This window comes from Shewanella sp. MTB7 (assembly GCF_027571385.1).
Taxonomy (GTDB): Bacteria; Pseudomonadota; Gammaproteobacteria; order Enterobacterales; family Shewanellaceae; genus Shewanella.
The window spans coordinates 4,206,029-4,229,879 of sequence record NZ_CP085636.1 but is presented as its reverse complement, the minus strand read 5'-3'; the positions used below and the strand labels follow the sequence as shown (position 1 = coordinate 4,229,879).

Sequence of the window (23,851 nt, the reverse complement as noted above, 5' to 3'; positions counted from 1 at the left end):
TCAGTTGTTGGGCTCAGTGCAGGTGATGTGAAGGGTATAACCGGATTGAAGACTATTCGTGTTGGAAGTAGCGGTGTTAGCCACTAAGTTAATCTGTCCATTAAAAGGGGCGAGACGTTCTTTCATGCCCTTTAGTCCCGAACCTGAGAGCATGGTTGTTTTGTTGTTGCCATTATCTTTTAACTTGAGCTTCAGGCTTAACTCGTGTTTTTCTAACACAAGTGTAAGCTTATTGGCTCCACCATGCCTAACAGCATTACTAATGCCCTCCTGCAGTATAAGTAACAGTGCTTGTGCGAGATCCGTCGAGGTTACTTTCAATGGGCTTTGAATACTGAGTTCGACCCCTGGAAGTCTTGCCATTAACCGTGTGAGTGGCTCAGTGAGATCTAAGTGACAAATGTCTCGCTGTTTACGAACAACCGCTCTAATACTGGTGAGTAACTCTTTTGACAAGTTTTTACTTTGTTCAACTTCAGGTTTCATCGTCCCAGGGACTTTATGACTGAGCAGTTCAAGTTGCAAGGATAGCGCGGTAAGTTGGTGGCCAAGAATATCGTGTAGGTCTCGGGCAATTCTTAGCCGCTCTTGTTGTTGGCTTGATTGACTCAATAGAGAGCGGGTTGCCACTAATTGTTGATTGAGCTGTTCTTGCTCAACCCTGGCATGAAATTCATTAAGTCTGGCTTGGCTGCTGCTATAGGCAAAAAACTGAAAGGCGACATACATGAGTACAGTAAAAGCGGCGCTGTCGTTGGTATCGGTATGCATTAGATACAGCAGCCCATTGACGATGATGATATTGATAATGGCTGCGCGTTTACTCATTACATCCGGCAGTTGTGATGCCCAGATCACCAATAAAATAGGGGTGATCTGGGTTGGAGTATAGTGGGATATATACAGAGTGATCGCCGCTTGCGCCATAAGCACTGGGAGCAAGAGTTTAGGTTTATGATTGTAGAGATAGTGGGATGCAACAAATAAAAACAGTCCGATAAAAAGCAGATAACCGATAGAGATAAATATCTGAATCTGCGAATTAACCGTTTGGCTAACCCCCAGCCAAGCAACCAAACACCATGTGCCAATTCCGGCGAGGAGTAACATCAAACTCTCTCTGCTAAAGCGTCTCCCGTGTACTTTTACTCCCACTCAGACTCCTAACATCATCTGCTAATGTGACTTATACCAATCAGTATAAGAAGTTGATCTACTCAGAGTGTTTTTTGGCAAACTAATTCAAGGCGAATGGATGACATAATGGTTGTTCCCTTGTGAGTTCATTCAAAGCAGAAATAGGCAGCCAAAAACACTCCTTACAGGCGAGTTCTAGCGGTTCTGATCCTGTGTTAACGAGCTTAACCGTAGAATAACTATGCTCTTCATTCGTTGCCTTGCCTCAGGACCGCTAAACTCTCGCTGAGCGATCAAATCTTTATACTGATTGGTATTAAATTAATGCCAATGAAGTTCATGACTTTTGGCACCTGTTTGTTGATTTAACATTCTCTAAACTTAAGTTTCAATCATGACATAAGGGAATAGAGATGAAAAATATAATTAGAAACAGTATCAAAGTTGCACTTGTTACTACTGCAGCACTATCAACATTAACCATGTTCAGTACAGTGCAAGCGAGTAATTTGACATTAACTTTAGACAATATCGATACGCAGCAAGGTCAATTAATGGTCGCTGTCTATCAGAACCAAGAGAGTTACCAGACTGGGACTTCAGCTGTTGCCTCAATGATTAAACCAGTCACTTCGACCAGCCACTCCATGATATTTACCGATCTTATGCCTGGCGAATATGCAGTAAAAGTGCTGCACGATGAAAATGGTAATAACACCTTAGACAGTAATTTTCTTGGGGTGCCCAGTGAAGGGTACGGCTTTAGTAATAATGCTGGCAGTTTTGGTCCCGCAAGTTTCGATGAAGCCAAATTTACTGTTGATACCGATACCGCCATCACCATCCATTTAAGGTAGAGGAGGGGGTCATGTTAAATAGAAAACAGTTCATCGTTTCATCTCTGGCAACGGTAGCTAGGGGAAAAATGTCTAAGGTAAGAGGGGAGATCTTATGTTAAACAGACGACAATTTATCGGTTCATCTCTGGCGCTAATATCCACAACCGTGTGGGGGAAAATGGCAGACTCAGTATTGTCATTAGATAATGCTGCAGTCATTGCCAAACAAGATTGGGGTATGGCATTTGATGGCGTTCAGAGTGACTTCACCTCGTTAGCGATGCAGTTGACGGGTAAATGGCCCAAGTCATTAACGGGCAGTTTATATCGTAATGGTCCCTCTATGATGCATCGTGGGGCAATGCATTATAAGCATTGGTTCGATGGTGATGGCATGGTGCAGCAGTTTAACTTAAGCAGTGAAGAGATAAGTCATAAAGGTAAGTTTGTACAAACGAAGAAATTTAAAGTTGAAGAACAGGCGGGAGAGTTTCGTTACAACACTGCCGGCACACAGATACCTAACGCACTGCCCATTCGCAATAATGATGATATGAATGTGGCCAATACTAGCGTGATCCCTTGGCGTGGTGAACTCTTGGCTTTGTGGGAAGCGGGTTCTCCTTATCGACTCGATCCTGATTCTTTGGGCACAATAGGCGTGAAGAGTTTTGGCGATAAATATAAACAACTGCCTTTTTCCGCACATCCTCTTACTGATGGACAAGGTGGCATGTGGAACTTTGGCAGTTGGTATGTCGATGGCAGCAACTCATTACTAATGTATCAAGTGTCGAAAGAGGATGACATTAGCCGCATGCAAGTGATAACGCTGCCGCAGGCGAGTTATCTACACGCGTTTACTCAAAGCCAAAACAAACTAATTTTCTATGTTTCATCTTGTGTCTATCTGCGCGGTCAAACGTACATCGATTCATTCAGATGGCAGCCTGAACTTGGGGCCAAATTACTGATTATTGATAAAGCAGATTTTAGTCAACAGCAGTGGGCAGAGCTTCCCGCAGGTTTTGCATTCCATTTCGGCGGAGCCGTTGAAATAGATGGTGAACTGCAACTGCAGCTCAGTCTCTACCCTGATGCAGGGATTTTACTCAATGGAATGTCTCAACTGCTGACAGGAAAGGAGCGTGAAAAAAGCAGTGATGCGGAATTGGTGACCATTAAACTCAAGCTTGATTCAGACACTAAAACTCCATTGAAGGCTCAAATCGTTCACAGCGGGATTAATATGGAGTTTTTGCAATTTGATCAAAGGGTAACCGATAAGATTCAAGCTGTATTTGGTATCGGAGCTTCTTGTGACAGTGAGTCAGGGTTAAGTGATACGCTTTACCGTGTGCAAGAGGGCAAGCCAACCGACACTTACTATTTCGGTAAGGGGAAAATTATCGAAGAGCCCCTATTTATCCCTAAAGCTAAACTGGGAGAAGGCTATATTTTGATGACTTGGCTGGATTATAAAACTAAGCAATCAGGCTTATCGTTATTTGACGGTGAAAACCTAGCTCAAGGACCGATGGCAGAAGCGATAATGGATCGGACTCTGCCATTGGGCTTCCATGGTTGCTTTATAAAAACTTAATAGATCTTATTTATTAGATGTAGTCATGGCTTTGTAAATCACATTTATCAGTAAAGAGGCTACCTAGCTCACTTTTTTGGTTTGGCCAAAGATGCTATAATGCGCGCCAATTGAGTGTTGGCACTTGCTAAAAGAGCCAACATTTTATGGCACTCTTGCCATACATTTTTTAATTTCAGATAGATAAGATTAAGATGACTAGAGAACTATTAAAGCGTTGTGATAGTAAGTGTGAACTGTGTGGTAGCGAGTCAAAGTTAACATCTTTTGAGCTTCCTGATTCAAAAGGTTATGGCGATGCACGTATCATGATCTGTGACACTTGTACTGGTCAAATTCAAGACTCTTCGACTCTCGACATGAACCATTGGCGTTGTTTGAATGACAGCATGTGGAGTCCTGTTCCTGCAGTGCAGGTGATGGCTTACCGTATGCTTAAGCAGATCAGCGCAGAAGCTTGGGCGCGTGATCTACTGGATATGTTGTATCTTGATGAGCATATGCAAGCATGGGCCGATGCGGGTATTAATGAAGTTGATGAAGACTTTGTGCCGCATAGAGATAGCAATGGTGCCATCATAGAAGCGGGTGATAACGTGGTTATCATTAAAGATCTTAACGTTAAAGGCACCACTTTTACTGCTAAGCGCGGCACAACGGTGCGTGGTATTTCGTTAACAAGTAATCCAGAGCATATCGAAGGTCGTGTTAACGGTACTCGTATCGTTATTCTGACTTGTTTTGTTAAGAAAGTACCAGCTGAAGAAGAGTAATATACTCACTCACTATTGCTCTTAACTGAGTGATGGAGATAGATAAAACCGCTGTCATCTTATCGATCACGGCGGTTTTTTATCTTATTAACTAAAAATTTAAAATGAAGGGAAACTAATGAAAATTTGGGTTGATGCTGATGCCTGTCCTGGTGTGATAAAAGAGATCTTGTTTCGAGTTGCCGATAGAGCAAAAGTGGACGTGATCTTAGTGGCCAATCATTCGATACGTATTCCCCCTTCGCGTTTTATTACTATGGTGACGGTGCCATCTGGTTTTGATGTGGCCGATGATGAGATAGTTAAATGTTTGGAAGCTGGTGACTTAGTGATCACCGCCGATATTCCATTAGCATCGGAAGTGATTGATAAAGGTGGCGTGGCGCTCAATCCTCGCGGCGAGCTTTATACTGAGCAAAACATCAAATCAATACTTAATATGCGTGACTTTATGGATACCATGCGTGCCAGTGGCGTTCATACTGGTGGCCCCGCCGCAATGGGTGCCAGCGAGAAACAAGCCTTCGGCAACCAGTTAGATCGCTTTGTGACTAAACACCACAAGCCTGTTTAGGGCTAAGTTGTGATCTAGGAGCTAAAAGCTGAGTACTGAAACGACTTCAGTAGCTGTTGAAACGAAGATCTTCATCTAATTAAGCCCCGACTTAGTCGGAGCTTAATTACTGTTTGATTTGGCTTTATTGGTTAGAGCTTATTGAGTATAAATATTGACTTACCAGCGCTATCTAAAAATTTAAGATTATTTATCTTCATTTCAGCAGTAGCAACAAGGGGCATCGCTTTATCAATTAAACCTGCTTGGCGCATCAATGACTCAGGGCACATCATCATTGTGGAACCTGCAGGCATTAGCTTAACCTTGTCACCTTCCACGGTATATTTCCCAAAAAAGTTATTACAGCTATTATTACCTGCAATTTTACCATCCTCAAAAAAGCTGAGGTTAGCAGGACTCATCACTGTAGGCGTCCCCATAACGGATTCAACTTGCCAATCTCCGAGGATAAAACTCTGTAACCTGTCTCCATTAGACATGGACTGACAACCTGATAACAACAATACGATAATGCAGCCAACAATTTGCTTATTCATGATTTATCCACCTATTAGTAATACTCACTTGCTCACTCTACAGATCAATATGTAGAGTCAACGATTATATCAACTAGATTAACTATCTGAATATAAATAATATTTATTTGATTGGTGTTCTCCTCGATCTTGGGTGATCGTTTTAGAGAAATACCATTATGGATAGTATATTTTCCTCGTACAAGGATTCATCATTCCTTAGTCGTATATTGTGAATTATGACGTTGAAATGAAATTTTTCAGTTTTTCCTTTAGGTTGTGGCTTGCATTCTATCTAGATCTAAACCCCCATTGTTTTCAGTTTAAGGCTAATTAAGTCCAGTTTATTCAGAGCTTGCTCACAATTTCAATATGGTTCTTGTTTGTTTTACTTGAATTTTATATATATTCAGCATATTTTAAACGCTCCTTCAAACTTAAGTTTGGTATCCAAACAAGTGTTTGGGCGTTAAATCTGGATAATAATAATGACAGAACGCGAACATCAGATATTGGCAATTCTTAAACAAGACCCACTGATCTCCCAGCAAGATTTAGCCGACAGGCTTGGGATCAGCCGCTCCGCCGTTGCTGGCCATATTATGAATCTCACCAATAAAGGCGTTATTAAGGGCAAGGGCTATATTCTGGCCGAGTCTCGCTACGCAGTTGTGATCGGTGGCGCAAACATGGATATTCTGGGTCGGCCCTTAGATAAACTGCAAGTTGGGGATTCCAATCCTGGCAGTGTTACCTGCTCTCCCGGAGGCGTTGGCCGCAATATTGCTGAGAACTTAGCCCGTTTAGGCTCACATACTCGTCTGCTTAGCGCGGTAGGAAAAGACACTTATGGTCAGGCCATTATCGATCAGTGTCAGCATGCTGGAATAGATATGCAGGGCTGCTTACAGCTCAATGATGCCTCTACCTCGACCTATTTATCTGTGCTCGATGGTGATAGTGATATGCATGTGGCTATCAATGATATGGCGATTCTAAATCGTCTGAGCGTCGAGGTATTGCAGTCTCAAGAAGAGATGTTAAGACGTGCGGATCTGCTCATCTTAGATGCTAACCTCTCGGCCCCAGCTCTTGAGTATTTGCTGAGCAGCTTCTCTGATAGACCTATCTTTGTCGATACAGTCTCCTGTGCAAAAGCTAAGAAACTGCAACCTTTTTTGAATGCTATACACACCTTAAAACCCAATTTGAAAGAAGCTGAGCAACTATCAGGGATAGCTATTAACGATTATAGCGAACTGCCGATGTTAAGCACTTGGTTCCATCAACAGGGCGTACAGCGCATCTTTCTTAGTTTAGGTGCTGATGGCGTTTTCTATAGCGATGGTGAAAACCAAGCGCTAATACCTGCAATCGATATCCCTATGATCAACGCCAATGGCGCTGGTGATGCATTCCTTGCAGGGCTCGCTCATGGCTGGCTACAAGAGTGGGATATCGAACAATCAACCACATTTGCTATGGCCGCCGCCGTTGTGGCGCTGTCACATCTTGCGACCATCAATCCGAACATGTCTGAAATGTCCGTTAATCGCGTTATCAAGGAATCTATATGTTAGAGCAGTATTTAGATATTAACCCTGAAGTTGCAGCCGCACTCGCCGCTGGTAAACCTGTCGTCGCATTAGAGTCGACCATTATTTCTCACGGTATGCCTTATCCGCAAAATGTTGAGACAGCACTGCGTGTTGAGCAGATCATCAGAGACAATGGTGCCATTCCAGCAACGATAGCGATTCTAAAGGGTCGTTTGAAGGTGGGAATGACTCCACAAGAGATTGAATGTTTAGGTAAAGCTGGCTTAGATGTCATTAAAACTAGCCGCCGTGATATCCCTTTTATTGTCGCTAAGCAAATCGATGGTGCGACAACAGTGGCTTCGACCATGATCCTAGCGGCAATGGCCGGCATTAAAGTATTTGCCACAGGTGGCATTGGTGGGGTGCATCGAGGTGCAGAGCAGACATTTGATATCTCTGCGGATCTACAGGAGTTGGCCAATACCGATGTTGCCGTGGTGTGCGCTGGCGTAAAGTCGATTTTGGATATCGGCCTGACACTTGAATATCTTGAAACTCAAGGTGTACCAGTGATCGGCCATCAAACTGATACCTTGCCTGCATTTTATACCCGCGAGAGTGAATTTGGCGTTGATTACAGACTCGATACTCCAAAACAGATTGCCGATGCATTGAAAGCTAAATGGGCGATGGGACTGAAGGGCGGTGTGGTGGTAGCGAACCCTATTCCAGAAGTACATCAACTGGATCGCGCCATGATCGATGAGGTGATCTTTGATGCGCTGGCCCAAATGAAACAGCAAGGCGTGTCAGGTAAAGCATCCACGCCTTTCCTTTTAGCTAAAGTGGCTGAAAAAACCAAAGGTACCAGCCTCAAAGCCAATATTGAGCTGGTATTTAACAATGCCAAGCTTGCAGCTCAAATAGCGGTTGAATACACTAAGTAGCTGAAGTTATTTAAATAAATAGTAGAAAACAAGCGCCTTAGGGTGTAATATCGATCATTTAGTGATTTATCCATCGGTTGATTGATCTTCTAGACACTTCAGAATCCGAGTCCTATTTCTAGGCCTCGGATTTTTTATGCAAGTTTCCCAAGCTTTGAGATGATCAATCAACTCAAACCTCATCAGGTTGAAACCCTCCCTCTGAATGAACGGATACTCAATGTAATTGGTATTACTCCTCAGGAATTAATAGAGGAAGGGTATGTTTAGAAAACGTGAAGAGAAATAATGCAGCCATTCTTAATGGCGTATATTTGCGCTTCTTACTAAGCTTTAATGATTAGCTTAAGTAGGAGGTTGTAATGCCCCGTCCAAGAAGAACTCAAATCAGTATTGAAGATACTTCGGTATACCACTGTTGCTCGCGCGTATCCAGACGGGCCATGCTTTTTGGGGATGATAAGTTTTCTGGGAAAAATTATGACCATAGGCGCGGTTGGGTTGAATCTCTGCTACTGAAATTAGCAGGGGTGTTTGCTATTGATGTTGCAGCTTATGCGGTAATGTCAAACCATCTACATCTTGTTCTGTGTGTTGATATTTATGAATCTAACGGTTGGAGTGACAGGGAAGTTGTTGAGCACTGGCATCAAATATTCATGGGAACTGACATCACTCAGAGGTTTGCCAAGGGTGAAATAATAGAGAGCTTTGAAATTAACAGTTTAAAGCATTCTATTGCTCAATATAGAGGGCGACTAAGTGATATATCTTGGTTTATGCGCACACTTAACGAACCTATTGCCCGCATGGCGAATAAAGAAGATGGTTGCACTGGAAGGTTTTGGGAAGGTCGCTTTAAAAGTCAGGCGTTATTGGATGAAGCTGCCGTTTTGGCTTGTATGGCTTACGTTGACCTCAATCCTATTCGTTCAAACATGGCTAATACTCCTGAACAATCAGACCATACAAGTATCCAGCTTAGAATTAAATCTGCCTTAAATGGCAAGCAACCTGTAAAGTTACTCCCTTTTATTGGAAATGAAGACCTCAATCAGCCACAAGGAATTAATTTTGATTTGAAAGATTACCTCGAGTTGGTTGACGAAACGGCTAGAGTCATTAGAGATGACAAACGAGGTTCAATTTCTGTTAATGCATCAAAGATACTGATTAGGTTAAATATTCCCGTTGAGCACTGGCTTAAACTTGCGACTGAGTTTGGTATGCTTTTTCATGGTCCAGTAGGCACACTGCAAGAGCTCACAAGCTACTGTGGACATCTAGACAAACGACGACGGCATTTTTCTAAATGCTGCCAGTATTTTCAAACTGGCTAAGTGTTTGAACTCATCATTCAGTTAAAACAGGCTCATTATCAATCGAGTCAAAACCTGCTGCTTGAATTCCGTTATTCTCGGCCCTAAAGAGTACACTGAACACTCTCATTAGCTTCTCATCATCCATAAATATGCTAGATGTGCCTTATCACCAACTAGAAAATGGATAACCTGCAATAGATACGCTATGTTATTGATTAACAATGGCTGGCCTGATTTTTCTTCATCTATAAATCTGCTAGATGTGCCTTATCATCAACTAGAAAGTGGATAACCTGCAATAGACTCGCTATGTTATTGATTAATAATGGTTGGCTAGATTTTTGAGCTGTCGCTAGAATTATTCTCTCAACAGAGAATAAAAAGCTAGCTCTTAATTGTTCTGGTTTTATTGGGTGTCTTGGTTTGTTAATTGAAGCTGACTTCTAATATTATTAAAAGGTTACTCATATTCGCAAGTCCTGCCAACAAAACCGTTCAACGACATCCATGTCACCACGCCATTTGTAATTCAAATCAAAATATTTTTGAAATTTGTTGTCAGAAAAGTTTATTAAAGTTAGTTATTCTATAAGCTTATCTGATGCAGTTTTTACCCGCGTTTTTTGCCACATATAGAGCCTGATCGGCTTGCTTCAGTAGCTCATTTGGACGTAACATATTAGCAGAACTTATAGCGAGTCCTATGCTCACACTGCCTTTCCAACACCCATCAGTGTTTAGATTTTCTTTACTGGCACCAAAAGAAACTGAAGTGGCGTTAACCTTGGTAAGTACCTTGTTAGCTATATGGTTCAGTCCAAGCATATCTGTTTCAGGGCAAAGGATGATGAATTCATCGCCTCCCAAGCGGCAGACGATATCATCGGTGCGAACAGCGTGTTCTAGTACCTTAGCCAGTTGGCGGAGCACGAGATCGCCAGCATCGTGACCGTAAGTGTCGTTTACATTTTTAAAATGATCGGCATCTATCATCATACAGGCGAGAGGCTGAGGATTTGATTGCATGTCACGCCAGAGTTGAGAGAGTTTCTCCATGGCAAAGCGTCGATTAGGTAACCCAGTTAACATATCGGTTATAGACAGTTTTTTCAGATGACTATTGGCATCACTAAGTGCCCGGGTACGAAGCTGAACCTTCTCTTCTAAGGTTTGATTGAGTGCGATCAGTTCTTTGTTACGCTGGGAGACTTGATTAAATAAACCATTAAGTGCCGTAAGCAGTGGTGCGGTGGCATTGTCGGTTTGGGACTGCTCTTTTTCAAATGCTTCCTCTGGACTCATACCTGTATCAATGGCCGCTATTTGGCGAGCCATATTCTTGTCATCGCCTAAGATATGATAAGCGAGCCACTGGATAAGGAAATCAAGAAGATACTTCAGTGCTTCAGGTTTTTCGATGGAAACAGATGCCTGCATCTGCTGCACTTCGTTAAGGAAGTAACGATGGGCTTGTCTTTGTAAAACCTGATGACGGATATCTACATCTTTCTCCTGCATTAACGTCTCTTCATCTTGAAAATGCTCTTGAGTATAAGTCCATAATTCGTGAAGTACCTGATTGATATCTGCAAGGACTAAATTATTGCTGGCGAGCTGGTATCCAAAACGGTTGATGATATTGACTAACTTCTTATGTTGTATATCTACGTCATCTATCCCGGTGACGAAATGTTTATCCCATTGAAATGAATCCATATTAAAATCAAGACCCTCTTATATTTTCTGAGGATTGATTCTAGGTTGAGTTAAAGGTACTGTCTTTGTGCTGGCGCACAGTTTTGAATGCTCAGATGAATAGGGTTTGCTGACAAAGGATTAGATGATGGGAAGTTATAAAATAGAGATGGAACTTGCTCAGCTCAATATTGCTAAAGCCAGAGCTTCGATGGATGAGCCCTTGATGAAAGAGTTTGTTGATAATCTGGAGTCTGTGAACGCGATGGCAGAGTCCAGCGAAGGATTTGTCTGGCGTCTTAAGGATGAAAGTGGTGATGCCACAAGTATTCAGGTATTTGACGATCCATTATTGCTGGTTAACATGTCTATATGGCGCTCTCAAGATGCGCTTAAAAACTTTATGTATATGACGCATCACATCAGCTTTATGAAGCGGAAGAAAGAGTGGTTTGAAAAGCTGTCTGAGGCTAACTACGTACTTTGGTGGATCCCTAAGGGGCACATTCCCAGTATCGATGAGGCTAAGGAGAGGTTAGAATATTTAAGATCGCATGGAGAGTCTGTTTATGCTTTTAGTTTTAAAAGTCGCTTCCAGCCTGCCGATCTTGATGGTGTGAAGAGCGCTTAGCTTTGCAAAAGGCTTTTTAATGGCTATTTGGGTTTTGTAATAAGAGGTGAAAATGAACAAAGTCATATTTATGTTTAGTGTCCTATTTAGTGTCTTGTTCAGTGCCAACAGCTTAGCTGCAGATAATGTCTTTTATATCGATCGCTCAGTCCCTGCCAATGTCGACATTCAGTTTGTTAATAATCATGATATTCAACCTGATAAAAGTGATTTCGAAGTGGTTAATTACATTGTGATGAGCAATGAAGATGGTGAACGTAAGGCCGTGGTAACACTGAGAAATAGTGCCTCAGGTGAACGCATTTTTGAGTCGAGCCAACTTCATGCTCTTTTTGCCGATGGTAAGCAACGTGCCCCTAGCGCTTATAAACAGATATTTGCTCAGGGAGAGTTAATTTCAATGACACTCTCTTTTGGTCATCGACTCCTGCCAATATTGCAGATTTTTACTCGCCAATAATCATTAACTTTTTGCTTATTTTTGAAGAACGTTTTCGTTAAGTAACTAGAAAAAGGAGTTAAGACTCCTTTTTTATTGGGTGTAAGCTAATACTTTATGCTTGGTCATCGTCGAGCTTGATGAACATAAGATCACAAGGCATATTACGCAGTACTGGCTCGCTGGGAGAGAGTAGCATCTGTCTGATAAAACTGGATTTATGGTGACCCATTATTAAGAGATCGATATGGTATTTCTCCACACTATCAATAACTTCATCGTCGACATACCCGCTGTGAAATATATGTTCTTTGATCTCGTAATCGTGAGTACTGATAAGCTTGTTCATCGAAGCGATAGACTCATGTCTTAATGCCGATTCTCTTTCTTGAAAGTCGACACCAAGCATCCCTTCATAGTTATGAGGAATATCTAAATCTACATGGATCAGACTTAGCTTAGCATTATTTTGTTTGGCTATTTGAGCAGCCCTCTTTAACACTTTCTCACTGTCTTTATTTAAGGCAATGGATACAAGAATGTGTTTGTAACTCATGATAATCACCCCATATTGATGCAATATTAAATTGATTTATTATCCCCAAACTACCTGATAATACTCGTTTCAGAGGCCTTGCGCGAGTTCAATTCTAGACGCATTGGCGTATGAATGGTGACTCCCTTTTAAGCTAATGCAACAACGAAGTGGGCTTGCGCAAAGCCTTCTTCGATGGGTTTTAATGTGCTTTATACTGCGTTATTGATTTTGCTAAGGGAACTACCATTACCTACAATCAATATCTTGCCTAAAGCGCATTAAATTCCCACTGAATCCTGCATTTTCAAGTAGCTTGGGTATAGCGTGTTTGATTAATTTATTATCTAATTATAACACTCGCTTCTATAACATCAGAGTAGACCATATTGGCTTTGAGGAATATTGAGTTTATCTCTATGTTTTGATTAAATAAAATTAACTATACACAGGTTTAAAAGTGGTGTAGGCGGTATTTGGCAAACATTTAATGGGGAGGCTTTATCGTTTTGCCAGTCTATATTTCAGGGCTGTTGATATTGTTTGTCGTCAGTTCGGTCGAGATCCCATATCTGAGATCCCACCTTAGACTGATTAAAGTTATCCAGAGGGAGTTTTGCGACGTTGATACAATGAACCTGAAAAATTAAAGTACGAGTTCAATCTCTAGTTGGATATCGGTGCACTGTTTTTTACAGAACACGCCGTAGGTTTTCCCTGAATCCTTTTCTTTAGGTACAACCAACTTAAGTGGTTGCTTGCAGGTTTCACATAATACCGTGTTGCCTTTAAAGAGTCGCTTGATTAGGTTTTTTTGCTCATTAAACGACTTAGCTGTCATTTTGTTGATCATTGAAAAGTCGATTTTATTAGTCTCTGTTGTCATAAGGTATCAAGGTTAGCCTGATTATAGCGGCATTATACCCAAGCTATTTCAGAATGCGAGATATATGAATTAATGCCATATAGTCGATATTTCCCTGTGAACTTGCCGCTGAACTATTTACAATATTCGTTCGAGAATGGTTTAACACAGTGAAAGGTTTATGTCAGCAGATATCCCACATAGTTCAATCGATGGAGCCTGTGATGAGGTTAAGCTTGCTGTGGACCTCATTTATCTGTTTGAAAGTCAAAATATTGATCCACAAGTTGCGCTATCCGCATTGGAAATAGTGGCATCTGATCTCAAGGCTAAATTGGCTAAAGTGTGACTCTCTAAGGTTTAACACAATTAAGATGTAGTCTGCCTCTGCTGAAACATTGTTAACTCTTGTACGGCCTTATTTTCTGTGGACCAGAACATTAACGAGTGGCATGTGCGGCACATCTAAGACTAATATGCCAGCAGCAATACCCACAGAATCCTGCATTTCCAAGTCGCTTGGGTATACACAAACGCAAACGTTTTGCCAAAGTGGTTAACCGCGCCGAAGAGCGTCGTGAGATTAGAGAGTATTATCAACGCCGTGTCGCCGAAAATGACTCATTACAAAACCAGCCAAGACTAAGCCTCTTCTCCAAGATGAAATTCTTATATACTTAATCCTCACCTCCTCAATACTATTTCATGTATTTTTATTTTTTTAAGTCCCCTTTTTTTGGAGGATAAATAATTTACATTCATTTAAAATATATCTTTCATTGATTATTAAATAATTCAATTAATTAGTTATCTTTTGCTGTAGTCGGGAAGGAATAAGTGTGAAAGTTTGAGCAGTACAAATTTCAAAAAAATGCCATAACATTTAAGAAATAAGTTGTAACATATGTTTACATATTGATAGTTTAATGTAATCGTTCCGGTGGTTAGTGTTAAATTAATTTGTTCGGTAAGGGATTATGATTAAACAATGGATTGCTATTTTTATCATGTGTTGGTTATACAAAAGCCGATTTCAATTCCGATTATCAAGGCTATGAAGTTTACACAGATAGCAGTGGTAACATAATTTTCCGCCTGCCACATTAAGCTACGTACTGCTGGCTTGTTGTAATAGTAAAATACCGCAAAGATAGACAAGGATAGTATTATTTATGAGGTTATTTATGTGGAATGTTCGCAATATATTTATAATAAAAAAAGTCATGGTGATAGCCTTATTGGTGTTTGTTTCGTTACCAGTTTTCTCTGAGAACGATGGGGACGATGAAGAGCTTAACAACAATGAATTTTTGAATGACTCTTTTATCAAAAAATTGACCCCGAATTATGGACTCAGTTTTCACTCCAGTGATTTGATGGGTGAGAAGTATGATATTGCTAATGGCCTGTTAACCTTTCACCGCTCTGACGCCAATATTCCGGGTAACTCTGGTTTACAAGTTGCGTATAACACCTCATTTACGGTGGATAGGCCAGAATTGACAGGCTGGAGAGAAGAGCTTCCTCGAATTGAATATCAAATGGTAAGTGGAGATGAAGAGCGCTATTTTGCTGAAGCATGGAAGTTGGGTAGCAATAACCGTTGCTCTGGCTTGCAAAATTTAGGTAGGATTAGAGCTTCTTATGATGATGTAAATGGTAACAGTACTCATGTCAGCCTTAGTGGTAATAGGTATTCTTCTGGGTTAAGACTTATCATTCCCAATATGATCTCTAGTAGCTTGTTGTACCCTAGCCCAAATCAATTGGAAGATTTACCACAAGGCACACGCTATTCAACGAATAATGATTGGGTCATATCTTGCTTTGCAACAGGTGGAAATGAAGGTTTCTTAGCGACAAGTCCTGAAGGGGTCAAGTACTATCTTGATGAGTATAAATTAAGTTTACTAAATGGGAATACATCTAAGTTTTCATTACCGAGTCTTGGCGGCTCCAGTTCATATTATAAAGAAAAACATGTCTTATATGTTTCTAAAGTAGAGGACAGATTTGGTAATGTTGTTGAATATAAATATAATGATAAGAAAGAGCTCATAAAAATTGTATCTAATGATGGAAGGGAAGTTACTGTTGAACGACCATCAAACTCGGTCAAATTAATTAAATCATCAGGCAAAATATGGCGGTATGAATCAGATCTTTCTTACACTACGAAGACTTCTCTTTTGGTAGTGACCATGCCTGATGGAAGAAAGTGGGATTACGATCTTCATTATGTTGATGAGCCAGATGATCAAGAAGATTCTTGTAGCTCTTCTATAAGTCCTACTTTGGAGGAGATGAATGTCACTCACCCTGATGGATCCTCTGCTACTTTCTACTTTGGTGCTAGGGAGTTTTTTAGGGCTAATGTTAAATGGTGGTTTCTGAAAAGTCTTTATGATTACAATGATCTTCCTGACCACACTTGTACGAACAATTATGCGTTAGTAAAGAAAACGTTGAATGTATTAAGTGATGAATATGTATGGCAGTATTCATACTCTGAAAACTCTGGCCACTATAGGAGGAAAACTAGAGAGCGCTTCCAAGACTTGGTGGGAGATATCCCAAGTAATATAGACAGGCTCCTACATAGAACGACAACAGTTACAAACCCCGACCTATCCAAAATAGTTTATTACGTAAACAGAGATTCTTGGTCATGGAAAGAGGGTAAGATTGAAGCAGTAGAAAAACTTGATGAGAGTAATACTTTAGTAGAGCAAGTTCAATATGAATTTGATGCTCCAGAGTTCAATGGATACCCCGTGAATAGTGATTTTTATAATAATTATTCAAAGCGGGCAAATGGGATTAAAACTAAAACGACATCTATTTATGATGACGATGTATTCGTAAGTGATGTGGTTGAGTTTAATAAATTTGGTCGTCCTTTGATAACTTCAGAGTCATCAACGGTATTTTCTGAGAAAAAATACAGGAAAATAGAGTATCAACATGATAAAAATAACTGGATACTAAATTTACCGATTAAACAATATATATCCAGCACCTCTAGTTTTGGGAGCCCTTATAAAGAAACAACATACAATAGTAGCTTGTTACCTTACCAAAAAAAGACATTTGGTCGGTTAGTTTCAACCAATACCTACCACTCAGATGGTAATTTAAAGCAAATCACTTATAGTGGCTTAAATCGCTTTGAGCAATATGAAGATTATTATCGTGGTAAAGCCCGTAAAATTACCATGCCATGTGCAAGCACTCATGGTTGTAATACTGTAAATGGGAGCACCAGTAATACAATAATTGCTAAAATTGAAGTTAACAGTGACAGTACGACTAAAAGCGTGACAGATTTTAACGGCAACAAAACCAATTACAGTTATAACCCTATCGGTTGGTTAACGAAAGTAGATTATGCTAATGGTGCTTGGTCTGACAAAATTATCAGTTATGCCAAGGTAACAACGGCAAACGATGGGCTTAACGGCAGTGATATCGAAATAGGTCAGCTTAAGCAAACCATTACACAGAGTAATTTTGAACAAAGAGTTTACCATGATGGTTTATTGCGCCCAACGTTTACACGAACGAAAGATAGAAGTGATTTCTCTACTACTGCCTATCAACGTAACAGTTTTGATTATGCTAATCGTCCGATTTTGCAATCTTTCCCCAGCGGTAATGCTAGTGCTACGGCTGGCATGGTCACGGCATATGATGAATTAGGCCGAGTCGATACTGTTACTCGAACGAGTGACAATGCGGCTACTACTCATGAGTATCTTCCAGGTAATAAAATTAAAGTCACTGATGCCAAAGGCAATGTAACAACAACCCGCTATTTGGCATATGGCAGCCCGAGCTTTGTCAAGCCGACGTTAATTGACACTCCTGACGGTGATGATACCAGCATCGCGTACAATAAATTCGGTCAAGTGAAGTCGATCACACAGGGCACTGTAACTGAGAAGCGCTTGTACGATGGCTATCAGCAACTGTGTAAAACCTATCGCCCTGAGACTGGTGTAACAGCCTATGATTATAACGCACAGCGTCAACTTATTTGGCGGGCAGAAGGGACAGATGGAGGCCATGATAGTTGTGCAGCGTCATCGGTTCCCCCATCACACAAAGTGATTTTGGGGTATAACAATCTGGGGCAATTGAAAACCGAGAACTTCCCCGATACCACACCTGATAATACCTATGGCTATGATGCTAATGGTAACTTAGCAAGCCTAACCTCCGGCAGTGGTAGTAGTGCCATTAGTTGGAGTTACTTGTATAACTCACTTAACCTCATAGACAAAGAAACCCTGTCCATCGACGGTAAAAGCTTTGTGCTGGATTGGGGGTATAACAGTTTGGGGACGGTATCGTCACTAAAATATCCATCAGGCCGAACAGTCAATTACTCGCCTAATGCTTTAGGGCAGCCAACCAAGACGAGTGAAGGTGCTGTCAATTATGCCAGTAATGTTAAATATCATCCCAATGGCCAGTTAAAACAGTTGACCTATGGTAATGGAATGGTGCGCAAGGTGGCTTTAGACACTACAGGCCGTATCGATGAAATCTCTGATGTTAATGGAGCGGCCTACCAACTGCGATTAGACCCCAGTTATGACCAAAATGATAATTTATCAAGGTTAATTGATTGGGTTGACCGCAGCAATGACATCGGCAACATGAGTTATGACGGGCTAGACCGCTTAGAGTCAGCTGATGGTAAGTGGGGGGCTGGAAGTTACACTTATGATGGTTTAGGTAATATCAAAACCCGCAGTATTAGTGGCTCATCAATTACTTACCACTATAATACGCTTAATCGTCTCAATAACCTCAGCGGAGCTTATGCTTACAATTATACATATGATACGCGCGGTAGTGTGACTCACAATGGTCGCTATGGTTTAGATTTCAACCGTGCTAATCAAGTCACTAGAGCCAAAGGTATTCCCTATCGCTATGATGGCCACAATCGTCGAGTAAAAAAGAATGAGGATCACAGTGTTTACAGTCAAGCTGGGCAACTGCTTTATCGCCAAAATGCCAATGGTGATAAAACAGATACCCTCTATCTGGGTAAGCAGTTGATTGCAGAGGTCGAGCATAGAGGTACGTACACACCTCCGCCTCCCCCAGCGCTGAAACCGAGTATTAGTCTTATATTTTCTGGTGGTGGAGGTAGCGGTGGTGATTGCCCTAAAGGTACGGTGTGTCAGTCAGCGAACCCATTTCCTCCAATTCCTCCAGCTGATGCGTACAAGTTGTCATGGACAACAAGCAATGCTGACAGCTGTACAGGCAGAGTTTTTCGAAATGGCTCTTTACACTCAACACTTTCTGGCACCAGCAATATGGGCATTTACTTCGAAAATGAAGGTGCGGGTTATGAAGCTAACTTGACTTGTAGTAGCAGTGGTGGCACTACGACTAAATTTGCGTATGCAGGCAATGGAGATGAATACTAATGAAAATATTAATGTTCACTCGGTTTGCCATTAATTCATTTGTTGCGCTTGTTTTGTCAGTCGCTTTACTGTCTTTTCAATCACAAGCAAGCCAAGGGCAAACGGTATTTATTCCGATTGCTGTTGGGGATATCACCACCTTTATTCCCATTATGCCTTCAAGTAGCACCGGGAGTGTGACTAGCACCACGACTGATGGCAGTTATAACCTCAATTGGTCAGCGGTGACGAATGCAAGTTATTACCAAATCATCATCACCGATGAAGATGGTAAAAAGCGCATTATTAAGGTATTCGGAACCAGTTACGACTTGGCTGGCTTGTCGTTGGGGAGTAATACCATAGAGGTGCAAGCTTGTAATGCCAATCATCAATGTGGTGTGGGGTATCTAGCGGGCACGGTATCACGTAGCTCTAAGGTGACCTATCAGCATACCGATATGTTGGGTACACCAGTGATGGAGACTGATGAAGCAGGCCAAGTGGCTCGTCGTAGTGTCTATGAGCCATTTGGTAAGCGCCTTGGCGGCGAAAAAGCGGGTATCGGCTATACGGGGCACCTGCAAGATGAAGATCTAGGTCTTACCTATATGCAGGCACGATACTATGACCCCTTGATTGGAAGGTTTTATTCGAATGATCCTCTGCCATTTAGGGATGTACATAGTTTTAACCGTTATGCATATGCGAATAATAATCCTTACAAATATATTGATCCTGATGGTGAAAACCCATTAGCTATTTTAGGTGGAATAGTTGGTGCCGTAGGAGGAGGAGTGTCGGCCGCTCTAAATGGTGGTGATGCTAAGCAAATATTTGCAGGAGCCATTTCTGGAGGAGCCGTTGGTGGGTTAGCGGGAGCAACTTTTGGCGCTTCTTTAGCTCCATCATTGATTGCAAGTGTGGCCGTGAGTGCAGCTAGTAGTGCTATCGGTGAAGCTGCTGGGCAAACAATGGCTAACACTGATACAAGTAAAATAGATACATCGTCTGTTGAATCTACGCTATCTTCCACAGCAAGTGCAGTATCGGAAGGGTTTAGCAAAGTTAATGGTGGTGAGGTTTTAGCTGCGGGTGCATTAGGTACTTTGGGAGGGGTTGTAGATAAGGCTGCTAAAGCGATAAAATTCACTGATAAAGCTGCTGCCGCTACAGCGGAAACTGTTAATGTTTTGAATTCAGCTCATGTTGATGAACTCGGCAATAATTAAAGGTTATTGAACCATGCAAAAAAAATATGTTCAATTAAAGACGAGTTTACTTGTTAATATTATAAAGCTAGCTATTTCAATACCAGCTTGTTTAATTGCTGCAGTTATTGGTCTTATGAAGTGGGGAGGAGTTGAGTACGTCATTTCAGTATTTTTAATATGCATTATCTTTTATTTTCATAGGCTAAGGTATGAACAAGAATTTGCAACTTCCATAGGGCCAGTTATAGTCAAAGTCGATTCAAACTTTTTAGGCCATAAATTTATTAAAATCATTCATGAACAGCTGGGAATTAATGAGGTTTATACAACAAGAGAAAATACCTTTAGTTATTCAAATAAAAAGAATGATTTTATGGTTGATATTATTTTTTCACCTAAAGATGATCCTAGACCTATAGCATCAGTTAATTAATTTTTGGATTCTTCTCCGCTTAGGTGAGTCTATTAGAGATAAAGGGGTCGATAGATTAGATAGATAAAGGAGATAAAGGGGTCTAAGAAATAAAGGGGTCAGAGCCCATTAGTTTTTAGCTCTTTAGGTTTACTTAGGTTTGTTAGGGTGTCCAGGTGCTAGATGGCCGAATCTGACGTTAAGGTGAGCTTCAATGTCGGCTCTGAATTTATAATAGATAAAGGGGTCAGAGCCCATTAGCTTTTTATCGATTACAAATGAAGGGATTAAGATGAAGTTTTCACTTTGGGTATTGATATTTTTGTCTGTGCTTAACCTGTTTTTTGTCACTCAAGTAACTGCTGGAACAACTTGGGCTACTGGTAAGGTCACATCGCTTTTGGCATCTGGGACCAATCCTGCCATAAGACTTGCAGGTAATATATCGCCAGATAGATGCAGTGGGGGAACTTATGGATGGTTATATTTTTCCGGGACTGCCGAAGAGAAGAATCGTGTTTATGCGACAGCGCTCGCGATGTCACTTTCAGGTAAAACGGTAACTGTTTACACCAATGGTGACGACACCACCTGCCGCATTGGGAATATACAAATTACATCGAGATTAAGTTAGGGTATATAAAGAGCTAAATGCCTGAAGATTGTAAGTTTTATCAATGGAGGGAGATAAAGGGGTCAGAGCCCATTAAATACATTAGTTTTTAGCTCTTTGGTTTACAGAGGTTTAACTGGATGTCCTGGTGAGAGATGGCCAAATCTCACATTTAAATGGGCTTCAATGTCGGCCCTGAATTTGTCATTACCAAGTGGGTAGTTGTGATTTAAACAGTTTCTGATGGTATGGATTTGTTCAGGTGGCAGAGCTGTATTGAATAGCTCTCTATAGTGATGTTGCCGAAGCTCTGGTGTAGAGCCAAGTTGTTGATAGAGCGGATGTGGTGTTAGGCAAGCAATCTGTTTTCCAGCACCATGAAATTGATAGCTTGACCATGGGTATTCGCTGGGATGTTTAACCATGTTGGCTCTTACTGGATTGAGTTCGATGTAGCGTAGGCAAGCTATGAAGTAGGCTTCGCTATCGATAAGGCAGGCTTTATGACGCCCCTCCCAAAGGGTACCAGTACGCTGGTAAAGTCGGTTTATTGTACTGACATAAGTGCGGCCGATACTTTGCATTACTTGTGAGATGCCTTCAGTTGTTGAAGGAGTCATAAGCAGGTGAACATGATTAGTCATTAGCACGAAAGCATGTAGTTTTACATTATATTGATTTAGCGCATCAGTGAGTGCGTTAATGTAGATTTTAAAGTCGTCATCATTGAAGAAGCAAGCGGAGTGATTATTGCCACGCTGAATGATATGGTTGGTAATGTTTGGGGCATAAAAACGTGGCTTTCGTGGCATATCCGCTCCTTGGATAAAGGTAAGGTTTGGATGCTAAGTATAGATGATAATTGCTAAAGGGCTCTGACCCCTTTGTTAAGCTATTTGATTTTGTGAAGAAGTATTGGCGAGTTATTGTCGCCGCTGTGGTAACGTATTTTACAGCTGGAGCTGCGTCTGGCTGGGCTGCATCTTGGGCGTTTAGTAACGCCATTGTGGCTGGTGCGATAACTGGTGCAGCAGGCGGGTATATAGCAACGGGGACTTTGCGCGGGGCTATGATGGGAGCCCTATCAGGGGCTGTATTTGGTGCCATTGGAGGGAAGATTCATGGCGCAGAAGGTACAGCTAATGCTTGGTCTACAGCAGAGCAAATGTTGGCACATGCAAGTGCTGGAGGCGTTTTATCTGTTGTACAAGGAGGTAAGTTTGGTCATGGGTTCATAACTGCTGGAATGATGAAGGGGATAGGTAAAATACAAACGAGTACATCATTGGCCCGTGCAACTATTCAAGCTATCGCTGGGGGAACTATTTCCAAGATAACGGGTGGTAAGTTTGCAAATGGAGCTGTAACGGCTGTTATTCAATTTGTAGTGAATGAAACAGCAGATGATCGTTGGAACTTTGTCTCTATTGATGATAAAGAGTTACTAGTTACCACTGAAGTTAAAGGCGAAATATCTGTTGAAGGAGAACATGTAAAATTAGCGGGTGTATCTTATGATGGTAAGGACGTTAAATTAGAGGGACCTTCTGTTTCTGGTGCAGGGTTTGGAGCTTCTAATAATGGGGTTCAAGCTTCAGTAGGTGGTCCTGTAGCACTAACGGTTGATCACACAGGAAGTGTTGCTCTTGAAGGCAAGGTTTGTAGTCATGCAGCGGGAGGAGTTTGTGGCTCACTCAGTGTTAAAGGCAATAGCCCAAAATTACAGGCCATAAGACATAACGTACATGTTGCAACTACTCCACAGTTAAATACTTACACTGGAAAGAGTAGTTTATGGCTAGAAAAGTTATTTGGTAAGCCGGATATTGGTTATTAATATGAATTTATTTAAAAACTTAATTATACTTCTTTTTGGATTTAGTTTTTGTAGTTTAGCTACTGAATCTGCTTTTAAATGCAGTGAACCTAAGTGTGTTAAAGATGCCGCTGAATCAATAATTGACACCAATGATGTTGAGCGTGTCGATTTAGTTATTAAACAAGTTGATAACTTGAAGGATGATGTTATGTGGAAGAAAAACATGCTTGGGGCGCTCTACTTGATTAAAAAGGACCCTGAGAGTATTCGTTTATCGGAAAAACATCTTCACGAAGCGTATAAAGAAGGTTCTAAGTCGGCGATCCATAATTTAGCAGAGTTGTACTTTTTTAAAGAAGATTTTGACAAAAGTATGTACTACTTAGATTTAGAACGTGAGTTTAATTACAAATACCCTTCGGTTCAATATGTTGATTGGACAAGGCTATATGCTCAACATATGTATTTTGGTTTGCCTGAAATAGAGAATAAAGAAGAAGCTATTCGCTTATTTAAGGAGATTTGCAGTTTAGATACAACGGGTACTACAGATTATTTTCTAGCATTAGATTTACTTGAAAAGAAAAACATAAAAGACGCTCAGTTCTATTTGCATAACTCTATAGAGGCTAAGAATCTAAATGCCATTCTTTTGTACGGTGATCTGTATTTCGAGGGGAGAGCTTTAGATAAGGATTGGAAACAAGCAAAAAATTATTATTTAAAGGCATCAGGCATGAACTCTGATCGGGCGCATATGAATCTAGCTGTCATTTTTAAATCTGAGCAAAATGCTGAAAAAATGAAGTTCCATTTGACTGAGGCTGCTAAATTAGGAAATGCACAAGCAAGAGCGCTATTTAACAAATTAAAAGGGAAATAATATAATAACAATAATAAAGGGGTCAGAGCCCATTAGCTTTTTATAGATTAAAAATTAAGGGATTA

The 23,851-nt window shown here is 41.0% G+C and carries 22 protein-coding genes; 16 read left to right on the top strand and 6 right to left on the bottom strand.

The features are described 5' to 3' along the window. Positions 1-1,155, bottom strand: a complete 1,155-nt coding sequence (locus tag HWQ47_RS18360) for a sensor histidine kinase (protein WP_326515505.1) — start codon at positions 1,153-1,155, stop codon at positions 1-3. A 395-nt stretch (positions 1,156-1,550) separates the two neighbouring features. On the opposite strand from HWQ47_RS18360, the gene HWQ47_RS18355 reads away from it, so the two are divergent. The 4 genes from HWQ47_RS18355 to HWQ47_RS18340 all read left to right on the top strand — a co-directional run bounded on the left by HWQ47_RS18355 (position 1,551) and on the right by HWQ47_RS18340 (position 4,926). Beyond that, a complete protein-coding gene (locus HWQ47_RS18355; protein WP_269967508.1) occupies positions 1,551-1,994 on the top strand; it encodes a DUF2141 domain-containing protein in 444 nt (147 codons plus the stop codon). Between the two features lie 94 nt (positions 1,995-2,088). Then, positions 2,089-3,579 carry a carotenoid oxygenase family protein gene (locus HWQ47_RS18350; RefSeq protein ID WP_269967507.1) on the top strand — a complete coding sequence of 497 codons (1,491 nt, stop codon included), beginning with the start codon at positions 2,089-2,091 and terminating at the stop codon, positions 3,577-3,579. Between the two features lie 194 nt (positions 3,580-3,773). Continuing rightward, positions 3,774-4,352: a PhnA domain-containing protein gene (locus HWQ47_RS18345; RefSeq protein WP_269967506.1), complete on the top strand. Its 579-nt coding sequence runs from the start codon at positions 3,774-3,776 to the stop codon at positions 4,350-4,352. A gap of 118 nt (positions 4,353-4,470) precedes the next feature. Further along, on the top strand, positions 4,471-4,926 hold the full coding sequence (locus tag HWQ47_RS18340) for a YaiI/YqxD family protein (protein WP_269967505.1): 456 nt from the start codon (positions 4,471-4,473) through the stop codon (positions 4,924-4,926). A gap of 131 nt (positions 4,927-5,057) precedes the next feature. On the opposite strand, the gene HWQ47_RS18335 is transcribed toward HWQ47_RS18340, so the two are convergent. Further along, positions 5,058-5,465, bottom strand: coding sequence for an META domain-containing protein (locus tag HWQ47_RS18335; RefSeq protein WP_269967504.1), 408 nt, complete (start codon positions 5,463-5,465; stop codon positions 5,058-5,060). Between the two features lie 467 nt (positions 5,466-5,932). On the opposite strand from HWQ47_RS18335, the gene HWQ47_RS18330 reads away from it, so the two are divergent. From HWQ47_RS18330 to HWQ47_RS18320, 3 genes are all read left to right on the top strand, one after another. Further along, positions 5,933-7,024 (top strand): PfkB family carbohydrate kinase, encoded by a 1,092-nt coding sequence (locus HWQ47_RS18330; protein WP_269967503.1) that lies wholly within the window; start codon positions 5,933-5,935, stop codon positions 7,022-7,024. Then, positions 7,018-7,932, top strand: coding sequence for a pseudouridine-5'-phosphate glycosidase (locus HWQ47_RS18325; RefSeq protein WP_269967502.1), 915 nt, complete (start codon positions 7,018-7,020; stop codon positions 7,930-7,932). The genes HWQ47_RS18330 and HWQ47_RS18325 overlap by 7 nt, the downstream gene beginning before the upstream one ends. 362 nt (positions 7,933-8,294) lie before the next feature. Continuing rightward, positions 8,295-9,272 (top strand): transposase, encoded by a 978-nt coding sequence (locus tag HWQ47_RS18320; RefSeq protein ID WP_269967501.1) that lies wholly within the window; start codon positions 8,295-8,297, stop codon positions 9,270-9,272. Positions 9,273-9,848: 576 nt separating this feature from the next. Here HWQ47_RS18320 and HWQ47_RS18315 read toward each other — a convergent pair. Beyond that, on the bottom strand, positions 9,849-10,970 hold the full coding sequence (locus HWQ47_RS18315; protein ID WP_269967500.1) for a GGDEF domain-containing protein: 1,122 nt from the start codon (positions 10,968-10,970) through the stop codon (positions 9,849-9,851). A gap of 148 nt (positions 10,971-11,118) precedes the next feature. Between HWQ47_RS18315 and HWQ47_RS18310 the strand changes: the two genes are divergently transcribed. Beyond that, complete coding sequence (locus HWQ47_RS18310) at positions 11,119-11,580, top strand: DUF3291 domain-containing protein (RefSeq protein WP_269971784.1); 462 nt, start codon at positions 11,119-11,121, stop codon at positions 11,578-11,580. Between the two features lie 52 nt (positions 11,581-11,632). Next, the gene (locus HWQ47_RS18305) at positions 11,633-12,040 is read left to right on the top strand and encodes a hypothetical protein (RefSeq protein ID WP_269967499.1); all 408 of its coding nucleotides are present in this window, start codon (positions 11,633-11,635) and stop codon (positions 12,038-12,040) included. 94 nt (positions 12,041-12,134) lie between these two features. Here the strand turns inward: HWQ47_RS18305 and HWQ47_RS18300 are convergent, their stop codons facing one another. Both HWQ47_RS18300 and HWQ47_RS18295 read right to left on the bottom strand, forming a co-directional pair. Then, complete coding sequence (locus HWQ47_RS18300; RefSeq protein ID WP_269967498.1) at positions 12,135-12,575, bottom strand: universal stress protein; 441 nt, start codon at positions 12,573-12,575, stop codon at positions 12,135-12,137. A gap of 625 nt (positions 12,576-13,200) precedes the next feature. Further along, the gene (locus HWQ47_RS18295; RefSeq protein WP_269967497.1) at positions 13,201-13,440 is read right to left on the bottom strand and encodes a hypothetical protein; all 240 of its coding nucleotides are present in this window, start codon (positions 13,438-13,440) and stop codon (positions 13,201-13,203) included. Positions 13,441-13,600: 160 nt separating this feature from the next. On the opposite strand from HWQ47_RS18295, the gene rsmS reads away from it, so the two are divergent. The 5 genes from rsmS to HWQ47_RS18270 all read left to right on the top strand — a co-directional run bounded on the left by rsmS (position 13,601) and on the right by HWQ47_RS18270 (position 21,105). Next, entirely contained in the window at positions 13,601-13,768 is a 168-nt protein-coding gene (gene rsmS / locus HWQ47_RS18290) for a pleiotropic regulatory protein RsmS (protein ID WP_269967496.1), read from the top strand. Positions 13,769-14,591: 823 nt separating this feature from the next. Then, positions 14,592-18,866 carry an RHS repeat domain-containing protein gene (locus tag HWQ47_RS18285; RefSeq protein ID WP_269967495.1) on the top strand — a complete coding sequence of 1,425 codons (4,275 nt, stop codon included), beginning with the start codon at positions 14,592-14,594 and terminating at the stop codon, positions 18,864-18,866. Beyond that, the gene (locus tag HWQ47_RS18280; protein WP_269967494.1) at positions 18,866-20,077 is read left to right on the top strand and encodes an RHS repeat-associated core domain-containing protein; all 1,212 of its coding nucleotides are present in this window, start codon (positions 18,866-18,868) and stop codon (positions 20,075-20,077) included. Before HWQ47_RS18285 ends, HWQ47_RS18280 begins: the two co-directional genes overlap by 1 nt. A gap of 13 nt (positions 20,078-20,090) precedes the next feature. Further along, the gene (locus HWQ47_RS18275) at positions 20,091-20,492 is read left to right on the top strand and encodes a hypothetical protein (RefSeq protein ID WP_269967493.1); all 402 of its coding nucleotides are present in this window, start codon (positions 20,091-20,093) and stop codon (positions 20,490-20,492) included. Between the two features lie 271 nt (positions 20,493-20,763). Then, positions 20,764-21,105, top strand: a complete 342-nt coding sequence (locus tag HWQ47_RS18270; RefSeq protein WP_269967492.1) for a hypothetical protein — start codon at positions 20,764-20,766, stop codon at positions 21,103-21,105. A 101-nt stretch (positions 21,106-21,206) separates the two neighbouring features. Here HWQ47_RS18270 and HWQ47_RS18265 read toward each other — a convergent pair whose 3' ends face one another. Continuing rightward, positions 21,207-21,896 carry a transposase gene (locus tag HWQ47_RS18265; protein WP_269967491.1) on the bottom strand — a complete coding sequence of 230 codons (690 nt, stop codon included), beginning with the start codon at positions 21,894-21,896 and terminating at the stop codon, positions 21,207-21,209. A gap of 50 nt (positions 21,897-21,946) precedes the next feature. Between HWQ47_RS18265 and HWQ47_RS18260 the strand changes: the two genes are divergently transcribed. Then, complete coding sequence (locus tag HWQ47_RS18260; protein ID WP_269967490.1) at positions 21,947-22,921, top strand: hypothetical protein; 975 nt, start codon at positions 21,947-21,949, stop codon at positions 22,919-22,921. 1 nt (position 22,922) lies between these two features. Continuing rightward, a complete protein-coding gene (locus HWQ47_RS18255; RefSeq protein WP_269967489.1) occupies positions 22,923-23,786 on the top strand; it encodes a tetratricopeptide repeat protein in 864 nt (287 codons plus the stop codon). The last annotated feature ends 65 nt before the right edge of the window (positions 23,787-23,851 follow it).

Excerpts from the sequence above, each read along its gene's own strand:
- HWQ47_RS18355 (WP_269967508.1), top strand. The coding sequence starts at position 1,551 with ATGAAAAATATAATTAGAAACAGTATCAAAGTTGCACTTGTTACTACT.
- HWQ47_RS18350 (WP_269967507.1), top strand. The coding sequence starts at position 2,089 with ATGTTAAACAGACGACAATTTATCGGTTCATCTCTGGCGCTAATATCC.
- HWQ47_RS18345 (WP_269967506.1), top strand. The coding sequence starts at position 3,774 with ATGACTAGAGAACTATTAAAGCGTTGTGATAGTAAGTGTGAACTGTGT.
- HWQ47_RS18340 (WP_269967505.1), top strand. The coding sequence starts at position 4,471 with ATGAAAATTTGGGTTGATGCTGATGCCTGTCCTGGTGTGATAAAAGAG.
- HWQ47_RS18335 (WP_269967504.1), bottom strand. The coding sequence starts at position 5,465 with ATGAATAAGCAAATTGTTGGCTGCATTATCGTATTGTTGTTATCAGGT.
- HWQ47_RS18330 (WP_269967503.1), top strand. The coding sequence starts at position 5,933 with ATGACAGAACGCGAACATCAGATATTGGCAATTCTTAAACAAGACCCA.
- HWQ47_RS18325 (WP_269967502.1), top strand. The coding sequence starts at position 7,018 with ATGTTAGAGCAGTATTTAGATATTAACCCTGAAGTTGCAGCCGCACTC.
- HWQ47_RS18320 (WP_269967501.1), top strand. The coding sequence starts at position 8,295 with ATGCCCCGTCCAAGAAGAACTCAAATCAGTATTGAAGATACTTCGGTA.
- HWQ47_RS18315 (WP_269967500.1), bottom strand. The coding sequence starts at position 10,970 with ATGGATTCATTTCAATGGGATAAACATTTCGTCACCGGGATAGATGAC.
- HWQ47_RS18310 (WP_269971784.1), top strand. The coding sequence starts at position 11,119 with ATGGAACTTGCTCAGCTCAATATTGCTAAAGCCAGAGCTTCGATGGAT.
- HWQ47_RS18305 (WP_269967499.1), top strand. The coding sequence starts at position 11,633 with ATGAACAAAGTCATATTTATGTTTAGTGTCCTATTTAGTGTCTTGTTC.
- HWQ47_RS18300 (WP_269967498.1), bottom strand. The coding sequence starts at position 12,575 with ATGAGTTACAAACACATTCTTGTATCCATTGCCTTAAATAAAGACAGT.
- HWQ47_RS18295 (WP_269967497.1), bottom strand. The coding sequence starts at position 13,440 with ATGACAACAGAGACTAATAAAATCGACTTTTCAATGATCAACAAAATG.
- rsmS (WP_269967496.1), top strand. The coding sequence starts at position 13,601 with ATGTCAGCAGATATCCCACATAGTTCAATCGATGGAGCCTGTGATGAG.
- HWQ47_RS18285 (WP_269967495.1), top strand. The coding sequence starts at position 14,592 with ATGAGGTTATTTATGTGGAATGTTCGCAATATATTTATAATAAAAAAA.
- HWQ47_RS18280 (WP_269967494.1), top strand. The coding sequence starts at position 18,866 with ATGAAAATATTAATGTTCACTCGGTTTGCCATTAATTCATTTGTTGCG.
- HWQ47_RS18275 (WP_269967493.1), top strand. The coding sequence starts at position 20,091 with ATGCAAAAAAAATATGTTCAATTAAAGACGAGTTTACTTGTTAATATT.
- HWQ47_RS18270 (WP_269967492.1), top strand. The coding sequence starts at position 20,764 with ATGAAGTTTTCACTTTGGGTATTGATATTTTTGTCTGTGCTTAACCTG.
- HWQ47_RS18265 (WP_269967491.1), bottom strand. The coding sequence starts at position 21,896 with ATGCCACGAAAGCCACGTTTTTATGCCCCAAACATTACCAACCATATC.
- HWQ47_RS18255 (WP_269967489.1), top strand. The coding sequence starts at position 22,923 with ATGAATTTATTTAAAAACTTAATTATACTTCTTTTTGGATTTAGTTTT.